We start from the raw sequence: 22,309 nt of genomic DNA, 5'->3' as shown, positions 1-22,309 counted from the left end.
TATCAATATTAAGATCATGAAAAATAAGTTCTCTAAAATATTTCAAGCCGGCCTGATGGTGCTGGCTGTTGTAACCGGGTGTAAAAAAGACGATACCCTAAAACATACGCAGGTTTCGGCCGTGAATACCTTGTTTGCACCTGCAAATGAGGCCTCCCTGAAGCTAGACCCCAAAGCCGGTTCGACCGACTTCGAATGGGAGCAGGCACGTGCCGAGGACGGCGGAGTTGTTCAGTATGAAGTGGTATTCGACAAAGTTGATGGCGACTTTTCAAAACCATTATATTCTTACCCTTCGGAGGGGAACGGTCTCTATAACAGATTGACCTTGACCCATGCTGAAATGAACAAAATTGCTGCAAGCGCAGGGATAGAAGCCTTAGCAAAAGGCAAAATCAAATGGACCGTACGTTCCTCGAAAGGGATTAACGTGAAAGCGGCGGCTGAAAACCGTACGCTGGAGCTGGAGCGCCCGGCCGGCTTTGCTGAAATACCTTCAGATTTATTCCTGACCGGTGCAGCATCTGAGGGTGGTGATGACCTGTCCAAAGCTGTTCGCTTCAAGAAGACCGCCACAGGCGTTTTTGAGATCTATACGGCGTTGAAAGATGGTAGTTACCACTTCAGTGATGCAAATACTGGCTCGCCGAATACCTTCTCTGTAACCAACTCCACCTTAATTGCAGATGGAAGTATAGAGATGACCGGAGGTCCTAAGGTAATGCGTATCCGGGTAGACTTTAATACCGCATCGGCAAACTTTACCGAAATTGAGTCCTTCAATGTATTCTTATCGGGCGACAATAAGGTGATCTTCAGTCTGCCTTATGTGGCTAATGGCGTTTTCAAAGCGGTAGATCAGCCGGTAGTATTTAAGAGTGAGTCCTGGGGTAGGGACGAGCGGTACAAGCTGCAGATGAAAGTTAAGAAGGAAGATGGTGCTCAGGATACAGAATGGTTTGGAAGCACCAACCTGGATAATCAGGCGCCAACTGCTTCTACACCTTCGGCGTATTTCAACGTTGTACCGGTTAACAATTCACAATATGACTACTCGTTTAAGTTTTACAAAGATGCAGACAACAAGAACGTTGACATGGAAGTGTTCTTCCAGGCAGAGGGCGTTTACACGCATAAGGTAACGGTAAAATAGGCATATGAAAAAGATGGTAAAAATCATGATGGTATCCGTCGTTATTGCCGGATCCATCGGCTTTGTCTCCTGTAAAAAGGATGTATTTCCCTTGTATGGAGATGAAATCATTACGGTAGATTACAACTATAGTGCACTTGCAGATTCTGTACAGCAGCAGACCTACAAAGTTTTCCTGTCGTCGAATGCAAATTACTTTGTGCAGAATAATCAGGGGAATTCAACTTTTCACTATTGGCCAAATGCCCATATGCTCGATGTTATGGTCGATCAGTACCTCAGAACAAAAGATCAGAAGTATGTGGCACAGATGAAGGCCTTGCTTTCAGGCATAAAAGCGGAGAACAACAATGTTTTCCCAAATAACTTCTATGATGATATGGGCTGGCTCGCATTATCAAGCCTTAGGGCATTCGATGTCACCAAGGATCAGGCCTACACAGAAGCTACCGACGTGTTATGGACCGACATGAAGAAAGGTATTTCGAATGTGATGGGGGGTGGTATGGGCTGGACCAAGGACAGACCAAACTTCAAAAACACGCCGGCAAATGGACCTGCGATTATCCTGGCAGCAAGATTATACCGCCTGCAGCAAAAACAGGAAGATCTTGAAACAGCTAAATCACTTTATGCCTGGTTGAAATCCACGCTTGTAGAGCCTGGAACTTTCCGCATCTACGATGGTATCAACTATGACGGAAATGGGGAACTTGCAAAGAATAAATACACTTATAACTATGGTTTATTCATCGGTGCAGGCTTGGAACTCTATAAAACGACAAAGGAACGCAACTATTTGGATGATGCCATTAAGACTGCAAATGCTGCCATCGGCGACATTGAGCTTGCACCAGGTGGAATCCTGAAAGATGAAGGGCAAGGTGATGGTGGATTATTCAAAGGGGTCTTCATCAGGTATCTGACTTTGTTAATTAACGAACCGGATGTGTCAGCTACGGACCGCGCTAAGTACGTTCAGTTTATCAAGTTTAACGCACAGACTTTGTACACCAAGGGCATTAGTCGTCCGGCTTTAATGATCAGCCCGGCCTGGGACAAGGCTCCTGGTGCCAGCACGGATTTTACCACGCAGTTGAGTGGAATGATGTTGCTTGAAGCTGCTGCGGAGTTGAAGAACGCGGGACTTCTTGAATAGATCTTCTGCCTTAATCAGCAGATTTTTATAACAGAAAGGGCGTCCATTGGACGCCCTTTCTGTTTAATTCAACTTTATTATTTCGTGATGATCTCGATTTGTCCTCCTTTTTGGAAGATCTCATGTGGTACGAAGTACCCCTGAATTGCTTTTCCATTTACTTTGATGGAAGTGATCGCGCGACCTTTGTTGGGCTTTTTGATCGTCACCATCTTGCCGTTGCTGCTGCGCCATTTTACCTCGTCAAAAAGTGGTGCCGTGACAATATACTCCGGATCAGTCGCTGAAAACGGATACAGTCCCAAAGAACTGAATACATACCAGGCCGACATCTCACCCGCATCATCCATTCCGCTGAGTGCCAGTCCTTCTTCTCCAATGCCGTACAGCGTATTCATGATCGTATCCAGGATCTTCTGCGATTTCTCTGGTTTACCGATAAAATGGTAGGAGAACGGTGCTTCATGATCCGGTTGATTGCCATGGCAATATTGACCAATGAAGGTTTCTACATTTCTTGCAATATGTTTTGGGTTCCATGGTACGGTAAACAAGGAGTCCAGCTTGGATTCAAAACCTTTCTCCCCGCCGTATAGGGCAATAAGGCCTTTCATATCATGCGGCGCAAAGAAGGATACCTGCCAAGCATTTGCCTCACGGTACATATATTCATAATATGGGTACTGTGGGTCGAAGGGGCTGATCCAATCGCCATTTGCCAACCTGCCCCGCATAAACCGGGTAGAAGGATCAAACATGTTCTTGTAGTTCTTAGAACGGGCAATAAGGATCTTGTAGTTCGCGGAATCACCGAGTTTCTTTGCCAGCTGTGCCAGCGAATAATCATCATAAGAATACTCTAATGTCTTAGAAACACCAGCACTGGCTTTGGTCTCTACATGTGGATTCTTGATGTCAGGGTCGGAAATGAAACCTTTCTCAATGTACTCTGTGATGTGCGGGCGTGCTCCGCCTGGGACATTGGCATTCTTCAAAAGGATCTCGTAGGTTCCTTTAACGTCAAAGTTGTCTATACCACGCAAGTAAGCACCAGTGATGGAAGAAGCACCATGGTCGCCATGGAAGAATGTTGGTATGAAGCCAGTTTTGTCGCCGACTTCTTTCATGGACTTAATCACATCTAAAGTCACCTTCGGAGAAATCATGCCCAGGAGCACGTCCTTATTCCGGTAAGTATCCCATAATGAAGGTTCGGTATAGTAGTTGTAATCTGCCTTAGCTTTGTTGTGTTTGGCATCCGTAAATTCACCATTAATATCGCTTCGTAATGCCGGCCATAAAAACGAGCGGTACAAGGAAGAATAAAGCATTTGTTTCTGCTTCTCGGTTCCACCTTTTACCTGTATGGTTGACAGCAATGACTCCCATTTTTTCGTGCCTTCGGAAGCGATCTGGTTGAAGTTTTTATTACCGATCTCGGCTTCCAGATTTTGCTTGGCATTTTCTGCACTCACGAACGATAAGCCAATCTTCAGTTCAACCGGACCATTACCGCCGTTTGCTAAATGTACCAGTGCATAGCCGGTTTGTTTACCCTCTTCTTGTTTTTCCAGCTTGCTGATATTGGTGTTTAAGACAGCATAGAAAAAGATCTTTTCTCCGGTTTGCTGATAACCTTTAATGACATTGTTACCAACTTGTTCGATACTCCAATTAGAGATCCTGTTGTTTGCCCTGGCTAAATCGAAAAGGATTTGTCGATTGTTATTGTCCTTGAATTCATATTTATGATACCCGGCCCGCAAGGTGGAGGTAAGGCTAACGTTAACGTTGTAGTCGTCCAGATAAACCTGGTAGAAACCTGGCGCAGCGCTTTCTTTTTTGTGGGAAAAAGTAGAGCCGAATTTAAATCCTTTATTCAACGAAGCTAAATTCTTACCTGGATTGGATAGTGGCAGCACGGGGATATTGCAGAGATTCCAATGGCCTTTATTGGTGTGCGTAAAGGCATAGATCACGTTGTCTTCATATTCATATCCGGCACCAGAGCCATACTCCGTCATCGGACTGAGCTGTACCATGGCGTTAGGTAGTGAACTGCCCGGGAAAGTCAAGCCTGCCCAGGATCTCCAGCCTTCTGGTAGTTCGTAGCCCAGGATCTTAGGGTCGGTGAGCGGATATGTACCAATAAAAGTATTCACATACTTGGTGTAAGCGGTAGTCTGACTTTTACCTGTGAGGGAGGCGCTTGCAATTATTGTAGCTGCAAGTAAGCCCTTTCGAAAATAGTTCTTCATGTTTATTTTTTGGTTAGTTATTCGGCAGTGTTTTTAGCATACGCAATTGACTTAGTGTATAAGTTAATAAGCAGGAAGCTATTTGTTATACTCTATTTTCACCGTAGCATAAAGGCTTCTAACTTCCATTTCAGCTAGCACCTCCATTCAAATATGGAGTTTTCCGACTAATTAAAACAGACCAAAGTAAGCTTTACTATATGTCGGTATTGCGACCAACATTTATTCGATGTTAAAGCAGCATTACTCTGCTGTCTGTCATAAAAATGTTACGCCTTGAACTTCGGTTGATCTTGTACATCAAGGATATAATTCCCTCCTTTGAATTTAGTAAAACGTTTTATCTCTGTTGTAACATAGATTTATGTAAAGTGTAAACTTGTGTGTAGCAGGGAAGACGTTGTCAAAAAAGTAAACCAAATTTAATTCGGTATGAAAAAAAGTTTTATCAAACTTATTAAACCAGGGCCGGTAATGATCGCAGGAAGTGTGTTGCTCGGTTTGGGCTTCAATCACTCTGGTGTTTTTGCCGCGCACATTAACATCGAACGCAGTGCTACGTTCAACACCAAAACTGGGCAGGTGCAGATCCAGGTTCAGGGTGTTGTTCGAGACGAAACAGGACAGCCAGTTCCGGGGGTAAGTGTAAAAATCAAAGGAACTACTACTGTTGTGGCGACAGATGCAAATGGACGATTTAGCATTGCAGCACCCGCTACAACATCTGTATTAGTATTTACTTTCATCGGCTATGATGCTCAGGAAGTGACCGTTGGGAACCGGACAAACATCACGGTGAATTTAAAACCTAGTTCAACAACACTGGAAACAGTAGACGTAGTGGCAGTGGGTTATGGCACGCTGAAACAAAAAGAAGTTACCTCTGCTGTAAGTCATGTTGGTGCAGAAGAGTTCCGTCAAAGTGGATCAAGAAATCCGCTTGACCTTATTCAAGGAAAGGTTCCCGGGTTAGTACTAACCAGAACCTCGGGTTCTAATCCTAATAGTTCTCCTGAAGTGCAGCTTAGGGGTGCAATCACCGTTACCGGTAGTTCAGGTCCTTTGTATGTAATTGATGGTATTCCTGACGCGAATCCAGACCTCTTACAACAAGACGATATTGAATCTATTGACGTTTTGAAAGATGGTTCTGCTGCAGCAATCTATGGCACAAGAGCTAACGCGGGCGTTATTCTGATCACCACTAAAAAGGGTAAAGCAGGTCCGCCAGTGATTAACTATTCCACTTATTTCAGAAAAGAGTATTTGAATAACAAGCCTGATGTACTTACTGCTGATGAATTCAGAGCTAAGATAGCTTCTGGTGAACTTTCTTCGAGCGTATCAGATCGAGGTCAAAGTACTGATTTCTACGATGCGTTGATTAACCATAATAACTTATCTCAAAATCACAATCTTTCTTTTTCTGGTGGTTCAGAAAACAGCAGCTATCGCGCAAGTTTAAACTATAGGGATTTGCAGGGTATTTCTCTTCAGAACGGCCGAAAAGAATATACGATGCGTTTGAATGTTAACTCCAAAGGAATCAACGATCGATTGAATGCACAAATTAACTTAGCCAGCAATTTCAACAATGCAAACTTGTTGGGTGGAGGTGCATGGGAAAGTGAAGCATTTAAGAATCCAACCTTCTCCAACTTCAATGCAGACGGATCCTACTATTATGATCTGACCAGTACCAATGAGTATGCGAGATTGTTCATGGAAACCAACAGACGCAAACAGCAAACAACCTCAGCGGATGCGAAGTTGGACTTCGAAATTCTGGAAGGCCTGAAAGCTTCGGCGTTTGGTTCCGTAACCAGAAACTCCAACAATGATGGCTCATATCGGTTCAAAGGAAGTGAGGATTCGATGGAAAACTCGGATTTCAGAGGCGGGGGTTATGCAAGAAAGGCAACAGACTTGAATCAAAAGTTTGCATTCGAACCAACTGTTTCCTATCAGAAGCTTATAGATGAAAAACACAGCATTAATGCTGTTGCTGGATATAGCTACCGGTATGAAGTAAATGAAGGATCATGGGCCGACAACCGGGGTTTCATCAATGATGTTTTCGAAGAGAATAATCTTGGAGAAGGTAATGCATTGAAGCAGAACTTGGCTGGAATGGATAGCTACAAGAATGATAACACACTGGTTGCCTTTTTTGGTCGGGTAAACTATGCCTTAAATAACAAATATCTTGCACAGTTTATTTTCAGAAGAGAAGGCTCGTCCAGGTTTGGGGCAAACAATAAGTGGGGTAATTTCCCAGCCGTATCACTTGGTTGGAATATCTCAGAAGAAGATTTTCTTAAGGATTCAAAGGTTATTAACTACCTGAAATTTCGAGCAGGGTATGGTGTAACAGGTAACAGTGGATTTGCAAATAATGCTTCACGGGTAACCATGGGTGGTGGAGGAAGATACCTTTTCCCAGATGGTGCATACTACGAAACTTATGGACCAAATAGAAACCCAAATCCAAACCTTAAATGGGAGACCAAAAGGGAGCTTAATATCGGTCTAGACTTTAGATTGGTTGGGAATAAATTGTCAGGTTCGATTGATTTGTTTGATAGGACAACGAAAGATCTTTTGGACGAATATGTAACTCCACAACCACCGTATCTGCGTGATCGGATTTATGCAAACGTAGGTACAATTTCAAGTAAAGGTATCGAGTTGGCTTTAAGCTATGCAGCAATCAATAAAGGAGATTTTAGCTGGAGCATGGATTTTACTGCTAGTACGCTGAGAAATCGTTTAGATTCTTACTCAAATGATCAGTTTAAAGTGAAATATAAAACCTTTGGTTCGATTGGAGGCGCTGGAGATTTAAGGGATGCAATTACAACCTATGAAGGTGGTGCAATAGGTGAGTTCTGGGGCAAACGTTTTGCAGGCTTCACTGAAGACGGGAAATGGTTATTCTACAACAGGGAAGGCGAAGCGGTAAGAAATGATCAGATAAACTCAAGCTCGGAACCTAGCACAACGGACCTCCATAAAATTGGGAATGCCATTCCGAAGTATTATGCATCATGGACTAACAACTTTAAGTATAAACAATTTGACTTGCGAATCTTCCTACGTGGTAAGTTCGATTATCAAATTCTAAATACCATGGCACTCACTTATGGTAATAAAACCTGGAAGCAGAACTTGCTAAAAGACGCATTTACGAAATATAGCCAAATCAATGATACGTACATGTATTCAGATTACTACCTGGAAGAAGGAAGTCACCTGAAAATAGATGAGATCACGCTAGGTTATAATTTCAAATTCAATAGCAAATGGGCGAAGTCCGCAAGAATTTATGTAGTTGGACAGAACCTTGCAACCATCACAGGTTACTCTGGCAATGATCCAGACTTTGTGAGAGATATCGGTTTAGGCCCTGGGGTTGATAACCGTAGTGCTTATCCAAGTACACGTTCATTTTTAGTTGGATTAAATGTTGGATTTTAAGGTGTCAAAGATGAAAAGTAAATCACTTATATATTTAGCCCTTGCGGCTACGCTATCCTTTACAACTTCCTGTAAAAAGCAGTTGGAGGAGAATGCTTATGATGAGTTGTTGACAGACAACTTCTATAACAATAAAACAGAGGTTCTTTCAGCTGTTCTAAGACCATACACACATGCAAATGCATGGGTATCGCCATCCGGGCAAGATGGTTGGTGGAGAGCGTCGGAGCTTTCTGGCGACCAGTTGGCCTGGCCAACAAAAGGACGTCATGGTGAAGATGGCGGTAAATGGAAACGTTTACATTACCATACCTGGACCAATGATGAGGGTGGACTAAACAGTGCATGGGTATTGATGTATTGGGGAATGGGCTTATGTACTGATCCAATAGAAAACATCGGTAAAAGAGACGTTGCCTCAATGGGTATAACTGAAGAAGAAAAAACGGCCTATATTGCTGAATTGAAACTATTGAGGGCCTTTCACTATTTAAAACTGATGGATCTTTGGGGCAATATTCCAATAACAACTCAAATCGGTCTTCCACTAAATCCAGAAACTCGTGATCGCAAAGATGTATTTGCTTTCATAGAGAAAGAGATCTTAGAAAATATCGATGCCGCTCCAAAACTTTCACGGGCGATGTTAGGCCGGATGAGCCAAGCAGGTGCATACGCGATGCTTGTAGAATTGTATTTGAATGCAGAAGCGTGGACAGGGACACCTCGATGGGACGATTGTATAGCCGCAGCAGACAAGCTAATTAGTGGGGCAGCTGGTGCACAAAATGGTACTATGGCTTTAGATCCAAATATTTTCGATCAGTTCAGACCAGAGAATGACTTATCAAAAGAAGTAATTTTCTCCATAGCCTACGACTATAAAATTGGCCGCTTTGAGCCATCATGGCCAAGTGAGTTCTATCACTTTCAACAACGTGAAATTTACGGGGGTGGACGAAATGGTAATGATGGGATCGTAGTCGTGCCAGGTGTATATACATCCTACGCTAGTAATGACCTTCGTAAATCAAACTGGTTACTGGAAGGACCGATGGTGAAGTTTTCCGACGGCACTCCGGTAATTGCGTCCGAAGAGTATAAGGATAAACAACTTGTGTTTGTTGACAATATTCAACGCAATTCCGTTGGGTCAACAGTGTCGAACATGAGTGAAGGTGAAGAAAACAGTGGAGTACGTTTCAACAAATACAAGCTTGGAAATCAAGAAAAAGGTCTTGATGGTACGGAACCAAACCCGAACTACAACAACACCGACTGGAACATCTATCGCCTTACCTGGATCTATTTCGCAAAAGCAGAAGCAATCATGCGTAAAAACGGCGGCGTTGCAAATCAGGAAGCTGTTGATCTGATCAACACTTGCAAAAAACGTGCTTATACCGCTGAAGATTGGGCTGTTCCAGGTGTAGCTTACACCCCAACAACCCTGACCTTGGATGAGTTGCTTGCAGAAAGAGGTCGTGAGTTCATCTTCGAAGGTTTCAGGAGAGATGACCTGATCCGCTTCGGCAAATTCACTACCGCTTCATGGTGGGATCACCAGCCTTCAAATCCAACAAAGGCTTTATATCCGATTCCACAAAGACAACTTGATTTAAACAGTGCCCTGAAACAAAATCCAGGCTACTAGTCAAAAGCTAATACCATTAATGGCGGCTGTTCATGTAAAAATGAACAGCCGCTTTTATTTGCCTCCGACACAAGCTGTCATGTCCTCCTGATTTAAAACACATCAAACGCAGTTCAAACACACAGCTGTGTGCGCTTGGTGTGCGTGTGCTGTGCGTTTCATGTGGGGCTGATGTGCGTTCTATCCGAAGCTGTTGCCCTGCTATTACCCGCAGCGCCCCTCATTTTACTGCCGATAGCTGCGCTCAAAAAATGTAGAAGTTCCTCCTGCAGCGAACTTAATCGCCGCAGATTATATTCTTTCAAATATTTTTATAGATTTGTTTATATGTCCACAAAAGCGCACTCTATAAAAGATATTGCTGCAAAGGCAAATGTTTCCATCACTACCGTGTCCTTCATTTTAAATGGGAAAGCCGTAGAACGAAACATCAGCAAAGCCGTAATTGAGCGTGTAGAAGCTATTGTAGAGGCCGATGGTTACAAACCCAACCAAATCGCCAGGAGCCTGCGTACCGGGAACTCCCAGATCATAGGGCTCATCGTCGAGGATATTGCCAACCCTTTTTTCGCGGGTATTGCCCGGTTACTGGAAGACAAAGCTTACAAGAAAGGTTATAAGATCATCTACTCCAGTACCGAAAACCAGGCAGGTAAAACGCGCGAGCTGATCCACCTTTTCAAATCGAGGCAAGTGGATGCCTATGTCATTGCACCTGCCCAGGGTGCGGAAAAGGATATCCAAAGTATCATCAACGATGGTAAACCCGTCGTGCTGTTCGACAGGTACCTGCCGGAACTTGATGTGAATTATGTAGGGGTGGATAACTTCGATGCCTCCTACAGGGCAGCTAAACATTTTATAGACGAAGGTAAGCGCAACCTGGCGTTGGTCACCGTTGATTTAGATATTGAACAGATCAAAGAGCGGGAGGCCGGATTCAACGCTGCAGTTGCTGAATCCGGCATAAAAAAGAAGGCCTCCCTGGTGATCAAAGTGCCTTATGGCACCAGCCGTGAAGATACCATCACCTTGCTGGTGGACATGCTGAAACAAGCCCCGCAAACCGACGCCATCCTGTTTGCAACAAACTATCTTGCCATCAGTGGCCTGCTTGCCATCAAACAAACCGACAAGCGCATTAATAAAGACCTTTCCGTGATTGCCTACGATGATGGAGACATCTTCAAGCTGCACACCCCACAGATCTCCGCACTCGCACAACCCTTAGAAGAGATTGCCGACAGCATCATCAAAAAAGTGTTTGAGCAACTTTCAGCGAAGGCTGAAAATACCATTGAAAAGACCATTCTTCCCGTAAAACTGGTGCTGCGTTAAAGTCCTTTCATCTTGTATCTTCTTTTTTACAGGAACTTATAGTTGACCTTTTGTGAATAGCGATTATATTGCCTATAATTGGTTTTACTAAAACGTTTTACCAAGAATACACCGCCATTTATAAGCATACTGTATGAAAAGAAGAAATTTTATTAAGAACACCAGCTTGCTGGGTGCAGGGATGTTAGCGTCAAAAGTATCTTTTGCAGCAGCCCCTGAGTTTCCTGTAGTCCGTGTGGCAGCTTCACAACGTCACTTCAGAAGTAAAGCTGTAGACGCAGCCATCAAAACTTTTCAATCTAAAGTTAAAAACCCCGAACTAACCTGGCTATTTGAGAACTGCTTTCCAAATACGCTAGATACCACTGTATATTACAAAGAAGAACAAGGTCGCCCGGACACTTACGTGATTACCGGTGATATCGATGCCATGTGGCTGCGCGACAGTTCGGCACAGGTTTGGCCGTACCTGCAATTCGTAAACGAAGACAAGCCCTTAAAGAACCTGATTGCAGGGGTGATCAACCACCAGACGAAGTCTATCCTGAAAGATCCTTATGCGAACGCGTTTTATGGTGACCCACAGAAAGTAGGTGAGTGGAAGAGCGATCATACAGAAATGCGTCCTGGTGTACACGAACGCAAATGGGAGATCGATTCGCTTTGTTATCCAATCCGTCTGGCCTACCATTACTGGAAAAAGACCGGCGATAAAGCACCGTTTGATGCAACATGGAAACAATCCATTGCTGCAATCCTGAAAACTTTTAAAGAGCAACAAAGAAAAGAAAACAGAGGTCCGTACAAGTTTCAGCGTCAGACCCCACATCCAACCGATACGCTACCAATGGGTGGTTATGGCTTCCCGGTTAAGCCCGTTGGACTAATCGTTTCTTCATTCCGTCCGAGTGATGATGCGACCATCTTCCCATTCCTGATCCCTTCAAACTTCTTCGCTGTTGTTTCCTTAAAACAGGCAGCAGAAATGGTGGTTGCACTTCATAACGACAATGCCTTGTCTACCGAATTGCTTGCACTTGCGAAAGAAGTTGAAACAGCGATTCAGCAACATGGGGTGGTTACGCATCCGAAATACGGTAAGATCTACGCCTTTGAAGTAGACGGCTTTGGTGGGGCTTACATGATGGATGATTCTAACGTGCCAAGCTTACTATCACTTCCATATTTAGGTGCGGTTGACAAGAATGATCCAATCTACCAGAACACCAGAAAATTTGTGCTTTCGGCAGATAACCCATACTATTTCATCGGAAAAGCTGGTGAAGGTATCGGTGGACCGCACGCTGGTCAGGACATGATCTGGCCAATGAGCCTTAGCATCCGTGCATTGACTTCAGAAAATAAAGAGGAAATCAAATATTGTATAGATACCCTGCAAAAAACGCATGGTGGAAAAGGTTTTATGCATGAGTCTTTCCATAAAGACGACCCGAATAATTTCACCAGAGCATGGTTTGCATGGTCAAATACCTTGTTTGGAGAGCTTTTATGGAGAACCTATCATGAAATGCCTGAATTACTTAAAGCATAAACTGAAGGAGAAATAATAACATTTTAAATAGCATATGATTGCATTAGGCATTGATATAGGCGGCTCGCACATTACTGCGGCCATGGTAGATCTGGAAAGTAGAAGTATCATAGCGGGATCTACATCCCGAACGGCGGTAAACGCTAACCTAAATGCAGAAGATATCTTAAACACCTGGTGTAAAATGATCAAGGCCGTTTACAATCAGTCAGACTGCGCAACAGCATACATTGGTATCGCCATGCCGGGCCCCTTCGACTACGAAGCGGGGATCTCACTGATTAAGGATCAGCCAAAGTTTCAGAATTTATACCAGGTGAATATCAAGAACGAGCTGGCACAGCGTCTGGACCTTGAACCTGGAAATATCCGGTTCATCAATGATGCCGCCAGCTTTTTACAAGGTGAAGTTTTTGGAGGTGCTGCAAAAGACAGGCAGAAAGTAATTGGCTTGACGCTTGGTACCGGACTGGGTGCGTCTTTTTGTGCTGAGGGTGTTGCAGTTGATGCAGCATTATGGGACTCTGCATTTAAAAATGGCATTGCGGAGGACTATCTTTCTACGCGCTGGTTCATCAGTCGCTATGAAGCGCTCAGCGGAACTACCGTTTCCGGCGTTAAAGAACTAACGAACATGGAAGTTGACGAGGATATCAAGCGACAGATCTTTGCGGAGTTCGGTAGCCATTTAGGTGAGTTCTTACTCCCTTTTATGGAGCAGGAGCAGCCAGACGCCATCGTACTTGGCGGAAACATCGCCAATGCACACCCCTTGTTTATGCCGGCCCTGCTGGAACAGCTGAATGCAGCTTCCAGACCGGCGGTAATTAAGATTGCGGAATTGAAAGAAGATGCATCGCTGATTGGAGCGGCCAGTTGCTGGGCCTCACTGGTGCAGGCGAGCTGAAATTAATAAAACGCGTATGAAATTAAGGTCTGTATTTGTTGGCTTACTTTTAGGGATCACCACATCAGGTTACGCCCAGAAAGCTGGTTTGGTTCATTATGTGAATACCCTGCAGGGTACCAACTCTAAACATGAACTCACCCGGGGTAATACCTATCCCACTACAGCCTTACCTTTTGGTATGCATACCTGGACACCACAGACCGGTAAAAACGGGGATGGCTGGAAGTACCAGTACTTCAAAGACAAGATCCGTGGTTTCCAGCAGGCACATCAGTGTAGCAGCTGGAGCAATGATTACGCGGTTTTCTCCTTAATGCCGGGCATTGATCAACTTCAGGTGGCTGAAGATGCAAGGGAGCTTGCTTTCAGTCATGCGGATGAAGTTGCAAGACCAGATTACTACAAAGTAAAATTCAAAAATCAGATCAGTACGGAGATGGCGCCCACCGAGCGTGGTGCACACCTCCGGTTCAGCTATCCGAAGGGGCACAAGAGTTTCCTGGTACTGGATGGTTATACCAACATCAGTGGGGTCACCATTGATGCTAAAAGAAAAAAGATCAGCGGTTACGTGAACAACGGCCGCGGGTTTAAGCCAGGATTCAAGAGTTTCTTCGTGATGTATTTCGACCAGCCGATCAAAAAGTTCGGTACCTGGGAGAATCGCAAGAATACCGTGAATGCGGATTCCACCAGCGCTGAAGGGCTTGGTAAAGGGGCATGGCTGGAGTTCGCTCCGGGTAGTACCGTTCAGGTGAAGGTCGCATCCTCTTACATCAGTCCGGAACAGGCAGAGCTGAACTTATCCCGTGAGCTTGGTGCGGCGAAAAAGCTGGAACAAACCCAGGCTAAAGCTGCGGCGGTATGGAATGAATCTTTAGGGAAAATACAGGTTGAAGGCGGTACGGAAGCCGACAAGGCGACGTTCTATTCCTGCTTTTTCCGTGCAAGTCTATTCTCCAGGAAGTTCTATGAACTGGATGAAAAAGGTCAGCCCTACTACTTCAGTCCTTATGATGGCAAAGTGCATCAGGGTTATATGTTTACCGATACCGGATTTTGGGATACCTTCCGGGCACAGTTTCCACTGAACGCCCTGTTGCATCCCGAGATGCATGGACGCTACATGAATGCCATGCTTGATGCCTATGACCAATGTGGCTGGCTACCTTCCTGGTCTTTCCCGAGTGAAGCGGGCAGCATGATCGGTAATCACGCGATCAGCCTGTTTGCCGATGCCTGGGTTAAAGGTATCCGCAGCTTCGATCCGGAGCGTGCCTTGAAAGCCTATCTGCATGAAGCCAACAACAAAGGCCCATGGGGACCAGCAAACGGTCGCGAAGGCTGGAAGGAATACTACCAATTGGGCTTTGTGCCTTATCCGAAATACCGGGAGTCTACGGCGAAAACGCTGGAGTATGCTTATGATGATTTTTGCGGTTATCAACTGGCAACATTAACGGGAAATAAGTTCTTCGCTGATGTATTCAGCAGGAACATGTACAACTACAGAAATGTGTATGATAAATCTACCGGCTTTATGCGCGGCAGGGATGAAAACGGCAACTGGACCAAGAACTTTGATCCCGTAGAGTGGGGCGGGCCATTTACAGAAGGTAATGCATGGCACTACCAATGGTCCGTATTTCAGGATACACAAGGTTTAATTAACCTGATGGGCGGTGAACAGGCTTTTACGAAAAAGCTCGACTCGGTATTCAGTGGACCGAATACGGTGAAAACCGGAACTTACGGGGGCATGATCCATGAGATGACGGAGATGGTTATGGCGAACATGGGGCAGTATGCACATGGCAATCAGCCGATCCAACATATGGTTTACCTATATAATTATGCGAACGAACCTTGGAAGGCGCAGTACCATGCCCGCAATGTGATGGCGAAGCTGTATGATGCAACCGAGAACGGTTATCCTGGTGATGAAGATCAGGGACAAACCTCGTCCTGGTATGTGCTGAGTGCACTGGGTTTTTACAGCGTTACCCCAGGTGTGGATGAGTATGTATTCGGCAGTCCGGCTTTCAACAAAACCACCATCAATCTCGAAAACGGAAAGCAGTTTACCATCATCGCCAATGGCAACAGCAAGGAAAATGTTTACATTCAATCTGCCATGCTGAATGGTAAGCCTTATACCCGGAATTACATTCGCCATGAAGACCTGCTGAAGGGAGGCACCCTGATCTTTGAGATGGGGCCTAAGCCAAATACCAGCAGAGGTTTGCTTGCTGAAGACAAGCCATTTTCCCTTACTGCAATTAAATAGTCCCAAAAAGAATAGATAATAATGACCAGCATGCTGGTGAAAAGAAAAATCAGAATGAACAAAGTAACAAAACAGATTGGCCTGGCTGTAGCAGGAATGCTGGTCGGCACTTCCCTGTTTGCGCAGCAAAAGCCTGAAGTGATCAAAAAGAAGGGTTACGAACTGACGTTCGAGAGCAACTATGCTGCCTTGAGTCCGGCCCTAAAACAACGCTTGATCAGCACTTTCTTTGAGGTTTATCCAAAACTTGCAAAGGAGTACAATCCTAAAACCTTGAAGAAGGTGAGTTTTCTAGTTGACACGGCATACGACGGTGTTGCTGCAACATCCAACGGTAAAGTGGTTTACAGCTCCATGTGGATGGACAAACACCCGGAAGACATTGACGTGGTTACCCATGAGGTCATGCACATTGTGCAGGACTATGGCAATAGCGTTGGTCCAGGATGGCTTACCGAAGGTATTGCAGATTATGCGCGCTTTAAGTTCGGTATTGACAATGCTGGTGCAAAATGGGCTTTGCCAGCCTTGAAGCCGGAGCATCACTATCAGAACAGTTACCGTATCACGGCAGGGTTCTTCAACTGGATCGAAAACAAGGTAAAAGCCGGCACGGTGAAAGCTGTAGATGCAAGTTTACGTGACCATAGCTATACCCCTGCGATCTGGACGACGCTGACGGGTAAAGACCTGGATACGCTATGGGCGGACTATGTTAAAAACCCGCAGATCTGATCTACAATTACACTAAATGAAAATCCTAATATCAATTAATATGAAAAAAGTATTTACAGCCCTGCTGTTATTGGGTGCAACCTTTACCCAGGCGCAAACCACGGGTAAGATCAGCAGCCCGGTGGATTATGTAAACCCCTTGATGGGCTCTATGTCGAAGCCGTCATTGTCGAATGGTAACACCTATCCGGCAGTTGCCCTGCCATGGGGGATGAACTTCTGGACCCCGCAGACTGGCAAAATGGGCGACGGATGGACCTACACCTACGATGCGGACAAGATCCGCGGATTTAAGCAGACCCACCAGCCATCGCCATGGATGAATGACTATGGTCAGTTTGCCATTATGCCGGTAACCGGAAAATTAAGATTTGACCAGGACGAGCGTGCAAGCTGGTTCAGCCATAAAGCGGAAAAATCGACGCCGTATTACTACAGCGTGTACCTGGCAGATGCCGATGTAACGACCGAAATTACACCAACGGAGCGTGCCGCACAGTTCCGCTTCACTTTCCCGAAAACGGACAGTGCTTATGTGGTTATTGATGCCTTGGACAAAGGTTCTTACGTGAAGATCATTCCTTCAGAAAGAAAGATCATTGGTTATACCAAGAAGTTTGCAAGAGGACCATTGCCGGAAAATTTCAAGAACTACTTCGTGATCTACTTCGATAAGGACTTCAAATTGTCGAAAACCTGGAGCAAAAAGGACCTGAAAGATGGTTTGGAAATTGAAAGCGATCACGTAGGTGCCGTTGTTGGTTTTAACACCAAAAAAGGTGAGCAGGTGGTGGCCAGAATTGCTTCCTCTTTCATCAGTTTTGAGCAGGCAGACATCAGCTTAAAACGTGAGCTTGCCAATGATAACTTCGATGCAACGAAAGCGAAAGCTAAAGCGATCTGGAATAAAACCTTGAGCAGAATCAATGTTGAAGGTGGTACCATTGATCAGACCCGTACTTTCTACTCTACCTTGTACCGTACCGTGTTCTTCCCCAATAAGCTTTATGAGATTGATGCGAACAACAAGATCGTTCACTGGAGCCCATACAATGGTAAGGTGCTGCCTGGATATATGTTCGCAGGTACCGGTTTCTGGGATACCTTCCGTGCATTATATCCATTCCTGAACCTGGTTTATCCTTCGATCAACAAGGAGATGCAGGAAGGTCTGATCAACGATTACAAAGAAGGTGGTTGGTTGCCAGAATGGAGCAGTCCATCATACGCCAACATCATGGTTGGTAACAACTCTGCTTCTGTAGTGAGTGATGCTTACATCAAAGGCTTACGCGGCTACGACATTGAAACTTTATGGGAGGCCCTGAAGAAAGGTGCAAACAACACTGGTCCGATGGCAGCAGTTGGCCGTGATGGCGTGAAGTTCTACAACGAATTGGGTTATGTACCTTTTGATGCAGGGATTCATGAAAATGCGGCGAAGACTTTAGAATATGCCTACGATGATTTCGCGATCTATAACCTGGGCCGTGCTTTAGGCAAACCGGAAAGTGAAATCGGCATCTACGCAAAGCGTAGTATGAATTATAAGAACCTGTTTGATCCATCCTCTGGTTTGATGCGTGGTAAAAACAAAGACGGCAGCTTCCAGTCACCATTCAGTCCGTTTAAATGGGGTGGTGCTTTTACCGAAGGTAACAGCTGGCACTATACCTGGTCGGTGTTCCATGACGTTGCTGGACTTGCGAACCTAATGGGTGGCAAGGATAAGTTTGTAATGAAGCTGGATTCTGTATTCTCTTTACCTCCGGTATTTGATGAAAGTGCTTATGGTGGGGTGATCCATGAGATCCGTGAAATGCAGATCGCAAACATGGGTCAGTATGCACACGGTAATCAGCCGATACAGCACATGATCTATCTGTATAACTATGGTGGTGCACCATGGAAAACACAGTATTGGGTTAGAGAAACCATGGACAGAATGTACGCGGCAACACCTGATGGTTACTGCGGCGATGAGGATAATGGTCAGACTTCTGCATGGTACGTGTTCTCTTCCATGGGCTTCTATCCGGTAACACCTGCAGTGAACGAATATGTGTTGGGTGCGCCTTTATTTAAGAAGGTCACTGTGACACTGGAAAACGGTAAAACTTTGGTGATCAATGCGCCTAAAAACAGCGATGAAAACCGCTATGTAAACGCTTTGAAAGTTAATGGTAAACCTTACTCTAAACTTTGGTTAAACCACACGGAACTTCAAAAAGGTGCGGTGTTAGACTTCGACATGACGGCAACACCGAACAAGAAAAGAGGTACGAATGAGGCAGATTTTCCATACTCGTTCTCCACAGAAAAAACACACAAATAGCATGTAATACCTGCATCATTTTATGATGATTCAAAGAGGGTCCTGAAAAGCGGCCCTCTTTTTTTGTTAGCTTTGTTCTATGCTTTTAACAGATACGCATACCCATTTATATTATGAAACGGATGAAGTAAAGAAGGCGGCATTGCTTCAACGTTGTTTCGATCAGGGCATAGATCGTTTATTTCTGCCCAATGTAGATGTCGCCTCCATCAGCAGGATTGATGAGCTGGTAAGCAGATATCCTGAAAACTGCTTTGCGATGTCGGGCTTACACCCTTGTGAAGTCGGGGAGAATTATGCTGAGGTACTGGCTGAGATTAAGGCGAGCATCCCTTCGAGGAAGATCTATGCAATTGGAGAGATCGGCATTGACCTGTATTGGGATCAAAGCACCTTGAAGTATCAGCAGGAAGCTTTCGCCATTCAGATTGGCTGGGCCAAGGAAATGGGGCTACCAATCGTGATTCATTGCAGGGAAGCTTTTGATGAAGTGTTCGAAGTTCTGGAGCAGCATAAGGATGAAAAATTATTCGGAATTTTGCACTGTTTTACCGGTAACGTTGAACAGGCAAGACGCTGCATCGATCTGGGTTTTTACCTGGGGATCGGCGGTGTGCTGACCTACAAAAAAGCAGGTCTGGATCTGGTGTTATATGATATTCCATTAGAGCATATTGTGCTGGAAACCGACAGTCCGTATCTTGCACCGGTTCCTTTCCGTGGGAAACCAAATGAAAGCAGTTACCTGATCCACATTGCGAAAAAAGTAGCCGAGATCTACCAGCTTTCTGTCGAGGAAGTTGCGGAGATTACCACGGCGAATTCGCGTAAAATATTTAACGTTTAATAGCAGATGACGAAGATCCTGATCATCTATACCGGTGGTACCATCGGGATGGTTAATGACCCGCATAGTGGCACTTTAATTCCTTTCGACTTCGGACAGATCCAGCAGAATGTGCCGGAACTGGCAAGGTTGAATTACGACCTGGAAGTGCATTCCTTTAATCCGATCCTGGACTCTTCCAATATGGACGCCAGGGTATGGGTGGAGATTGCGGAAATTATTAAAAAGAACTACGATGCTTTTGACGGCTTTGTGATCCTGCATGGCTCGGATACCATGGCTTACACGGCCTCAGCTTTAAGCTTTATGCTGGAGAACCTCTCTAAGCCTGTGGTGTTGACCGGCTCGCAATTACCGATCGGGGAGATCCGCACGGATGCGAAGGAAAACCTGATTACGGCATTGGAGATCGCGGCGACAAAGAAGAACGGCGCGGCACGGGTTCCGGAAGTCTGTATTTACTTTGACTTTCAATTATTTCGTGGCAACCGTTCTATTAAGTACGACTCCGATAAGTTCGAGGCCTTTCAGTCGCCGAACTATCCATTACTTGCCGAAGCAGGGGTAAACCTTACGTTTTTTAACAACTACATACAGAAACCTTCCAAGGCGGAGTTTCTGGTGAATGAGAAATTGAATACCAATATTGGGGTGCTCAAATTGTATCCTGGGATAAGCAAGGCGGCTGTGGAGGCAATTACGACATCTTCGCTGGATGCTATTGTGCTGGAGACCTTCGGCTCGGGGAATACGAGTACCGCCCCATGGTTTTTGAACTGCCTGCAGGAAGCGGCAGATCAGGGTAAGATCATTGTTGACATCTCACAGTGCCAGGCCGGGTCTGTGGAACTCGGAAAATATGAGACCAGCAGGAAGCTGCAGCAGATGGGTATTTTGAGCGGTTATGATATGACTTTTGAAGCCACCATTACCAAGCTGATGTTCCTGCTGGGCAAAGGCCTGGATAAGGCTGAGCTTCGAATTCTAATGGAGCGGTCTTTACGTGGAGAACTTACGCGGACATTGTGATCCAGGTCATGTTTGCTTTGTTTAAGAACCCATAATTTTGTGTGCAACTAACGGTTAACGTCTTGAACTGGCTTAGTGAAGCTGGTTTTTTGAAAATTTGAAAAGGATATATGTGGCTGATGACGTTGTTCATCAGCTTTTAAAAATAATAATACGTCGATGAAAATAGAACAGATTTATACCGGTTGTCTTGCAGAAGCAGCATACTACATTGAGAGCAATGGTGAGGCTGCGATCATAGATCCGCTGCGGGAAGTTGATGCTTATCTGCAGCGTGCAGAAAAGGACAATGCCAGGATCAAGTATATTTTTGAAACGCATTTTCATGCGGACTTTGTCTCGGGGCATGTTGATCTCGCATTGCGTGCTGATGCAAGCATTGTTTATGGTCCTACGGCTGAGACAAGCTTCAAAGCACATGTAGCCCAGGATGGTGAAGTGTTCCATATCGGAGAGATCAGCATCACGGTATTGCATACGCCGGGGCATACGCCGGAATCTACCACGTACCTGTTGAAAGATGCTGCCGGTAAACCATACTGCATCTTCACTGGCGATACCCTGTTTATTGGTGATGTGGGCCGCCCGGATCTGGCGCAACAAGCTGAACTTACTGCTGCAGATATGGCAGGCACTTTATATGATTCCTTACATTCGAAAATTTTGGTGCTGCCTGATGATGTCCTGGTTTATCCGGCACATGGTGCAGGTTCTGCTTGCGGTAAGAACATGAGCAAGGAGACTTTTGATACCCTGGGCAACCAGAAGCAGGTAAACTATGCTTTGAAAGCTGCAGATCGGGAAAGCTTTATCCGGGAGGTGACCGACGGTATCTTGCCGCCGCCACAATATTTCGCGAAAAATGCGGCGATCAACAAGCAGGGTTATGCACGTTTTGAGCAGGTGATGGAAAAAGGACTGAAGGCGCTGGCGCCGGAAGTTTTTGAGCTGATGGCGAATGAAACTGGCGCCCTGGTTTTGGACGTACGTGACCCGCAGGTCTTTGCACAGGGATTTATTCCTTCGTCGATCAATATTGGCCTTGGTGGACAATTTGCGCCCTGGGTGGGCAGTTTGATCACGGACCTGCAGCAGCCAATCTTATTGGTTACAGAAGCCGGCAAGGAAGAAGAAGCCATTACCCGTTTGAGCCGGGTAGGGTACGACAATACCATTGGCTACCTGGAAGGTGGTATGGAGGCCTGGAAAGCCAGCGGTCGTGATGTAGATACGATCGTTTCAATTTCTGCTACTGAGTTCGAAAGCATTGCTTCCGCGGATCCGGCAATCAATGTGCTGGATGTACGCAAGCCAGGAGAATACGAGGCGGAACATCTGGAGATGACACTTGCACGGCCATTAGATTACATCAACGAATGGACAGGGGAGATCAAACCTGGTCAGCAGTATTATATACATTGTGCCGGTGGTTACCGTTCCATGATTGCAGCTTCGATTCTTAAAGCAAGAGGTGTGGAGAACGTTGTGGATATCGCGGGTGGTTATGGTGCTTTGAAAAACACCGGCTTAACGCGCACGGATTTTGCTTGTCCCTCTAAAGCTATGAAAGGCTAA

The 22,309-nt window shown here is 45.2% G+C and carries 14 protein-coding genes; 13 read left to right on the top strand and 1 reads right to left on the bottom strand.

What is annotated here, in order from left to right; translation table 11 throughout:
• The first annotated feature begins 16 nt into the window (after positions 1–16).
• Positions 17–1,153 carry a SusE domain-containing protein gene (locus tag AC5WJX_RS12635; RefSeq protein ID WP_494484794.1) on the top strand — a complete coding sequence of 379 codons (1,137 nt, stop codon included), beginning with the start codon at positions 17–19 and terminating at the stop codon, positions 1,151–1,153.
• 4 nt (positions 1,154–1,157) lie between these two features.
• Positions 1,158–2,312: a glycoside hydrolase family 76 protein gene (locus AC5WJX_RS12630; protein ID WP_494484793.1), complete on the top strand. Its 1,155-nt coding sequence runs from the start codon at positions 1,158–1,160 to the stop codon at positions 2,310–2,312.
• A 77-nt stretch (positions 2,313–2,389) separates the two neighbouring features.
• Here the strand turns inward: AC5WJX_RS12630 and AC5WJX_RS12625 are convergent, their stop codons facing one another.
• Positions 2,390–4,570 carry a GH92 family glycosyl hydrolase gene (locus AC5WJX_RS12625; RefSeq protein WP_494484792.1) on the bottom strand — a complete coding sequence of 727 codons (2,181 nt, stop codon included), beginning with the start codon at positions 4,568–4,570 and terminating at the stop codon, positions 2,390–2,392.
• Between the two features lie 432 nt (positions 4,571–5,002).
• Between AC5WJX_RS12625 and AC5WJX_RS12620 the strand changes: the two genes are divergently transcribed.
• The 11 genes from AC5WJX_RS12620 to AC5WJX_RS12570 all read left to right on the top strand — a co-directional run bounded on the left by AC5WJX_RS12620 (position 5,003) and on the right by AC5WJX_RS12570 (position 22,309).
• The gene (locus AC5WJX_RS12620; RefSeq protein ID WP_494484791.1) at positions 5,003–8,047 is read left to right on the top strand and encodes a SusC/RagA family TonB-linked outer membrane protein; all 3,045 of its coding nucleotides are present in this window, start codon (positions 5,003–5,005) and stop codon (positions 8,045–8,047) included.
• A gap of 10 nt (positions 8,048–8,057) precedes the next feature.
• Positions 8,058–9,701, top strand: a complete 1,644-nt coding sequence (locus AC5WJX_RS12615; protein ID WP_494484790.1) for a RagB/SusD family nutrient uptake outer membrane protein — start codon at positions 8,058–8,060, stop codon at positions 9,699–9,701.
• 327 nt (positions 9,702–10,028) lie between these two features.
• Positions 10,029–11,039 (top strand): LacI family DNA-binding transcriptional regulator, encoded by a 1,011-nt coding sequence (locus AC5WJX_RS12610; protein WP_494484789.1) that lies wholly within the window; start codon positions 10,029–10,031, stop codon positions 11,037–11,039.
• 133 nt (positions 11,040–11,172) lie between these two features.
• Positions 11,173–12,591: a glycoside hydrolase family 125 protein gene (locus AC5WJX_RS12605; RefSeq protein ID WP_494484788.1), complete on the top strand. Its 1,419-nt coding sequence runs from the start codon at positions 11,173–11,175 to the stop codon at positions 12,589–12,591.
• A 34-nt stretch (positions 12,592–12,625) separates the two neighbouring features.
• Complete coding sequence (locus tag AC5WJX_RS12600) at positions 12,626–13,498, top strand: ROK family protein (protein ID WP_494484787.1); 873 nt, start codon at positions 12,626–12,628, stop codon at positions 13,496–13,498.
• 16 nt (positions 13,499–13,514) lie between these two features.
• Positions 13,515–15,788 carry a GH92 family glycosyl hydrolase gene (locus tag AC5WJX_RS12595; protein ID WP_494484786.1) on the top strand — a complete coding sequence of 758 codons (2,274 nt, stop codon included), beginning with the start codon at positions 13,515–13,517 and terminating at the stop codon, positions 15,786–15,788.
• 54 nt (positions 15,789–15,842) lie between these two features.
• The gene (locus AC5WJX_RS12590; RefSeq protein ID WP_494484785.1) at positions 15,843–16,523 is read left to right on the top strand and encodes a basic secretory protein-like protein; all 681 of its coding nucleotides are present in this window, start codon (positions 15,843–15,845) and stop codon (positions 16,521–16,523) included.
• 40 nt (positions 16,524–16,563) lie between these two features.
• A complete protein-coding gene (locus AC5WJX_RS12585; RefSeq protein ID WP_494484784.1) occupies positions 16,564–18,858 on the top strand; it encodes a GH92 family glycosyl hydrolase in 2,295 nt (764 codons plus the stop codon).
• 79 nt (positions 18,859–18,937) lie between these two features.
• Entirely contained in the window at positions 18,938–19,705 is a 768-nt protein-coding gene (locus tag AC5WJX_RS12580) for a TatD family hydrolase (protein ID WP_494484783.1), read from the top strand.
• A gap of 6 nt (positions 19,706–19,711) precedes the next feature.
• A complete protein-coding gene (locus tag AC5WJX_RS12575) occupies positions 19,712–20,734 on the top strand; it encodes an asparaginase (protein ID WP_494484782.1) in 1,023 nt (340 codons plus the stop codon).
• 159 nt (positions 20,735–20,893) lie between these two features.
• Positions 20,894–22,309: an MBL fold metallo-hydrolase gene (locus tag AC5WJX_RS12570; RefSeq protein ID WP_494484781.1), complete on the top strand. Its 1,416-nt coding sequence runs from the start codon at positions 20,894–20,896 to the stop codon at positions 22,307–22,309.

The sequence above is a fragment of the Pedobacter sp. NEAU-ZC8 genome (assembly GCF_059278965.1).
Note: the sequence above shows the minus strand (reverse complement) of the source record. Positions and strands in the feature narration are given on the sequence as shown.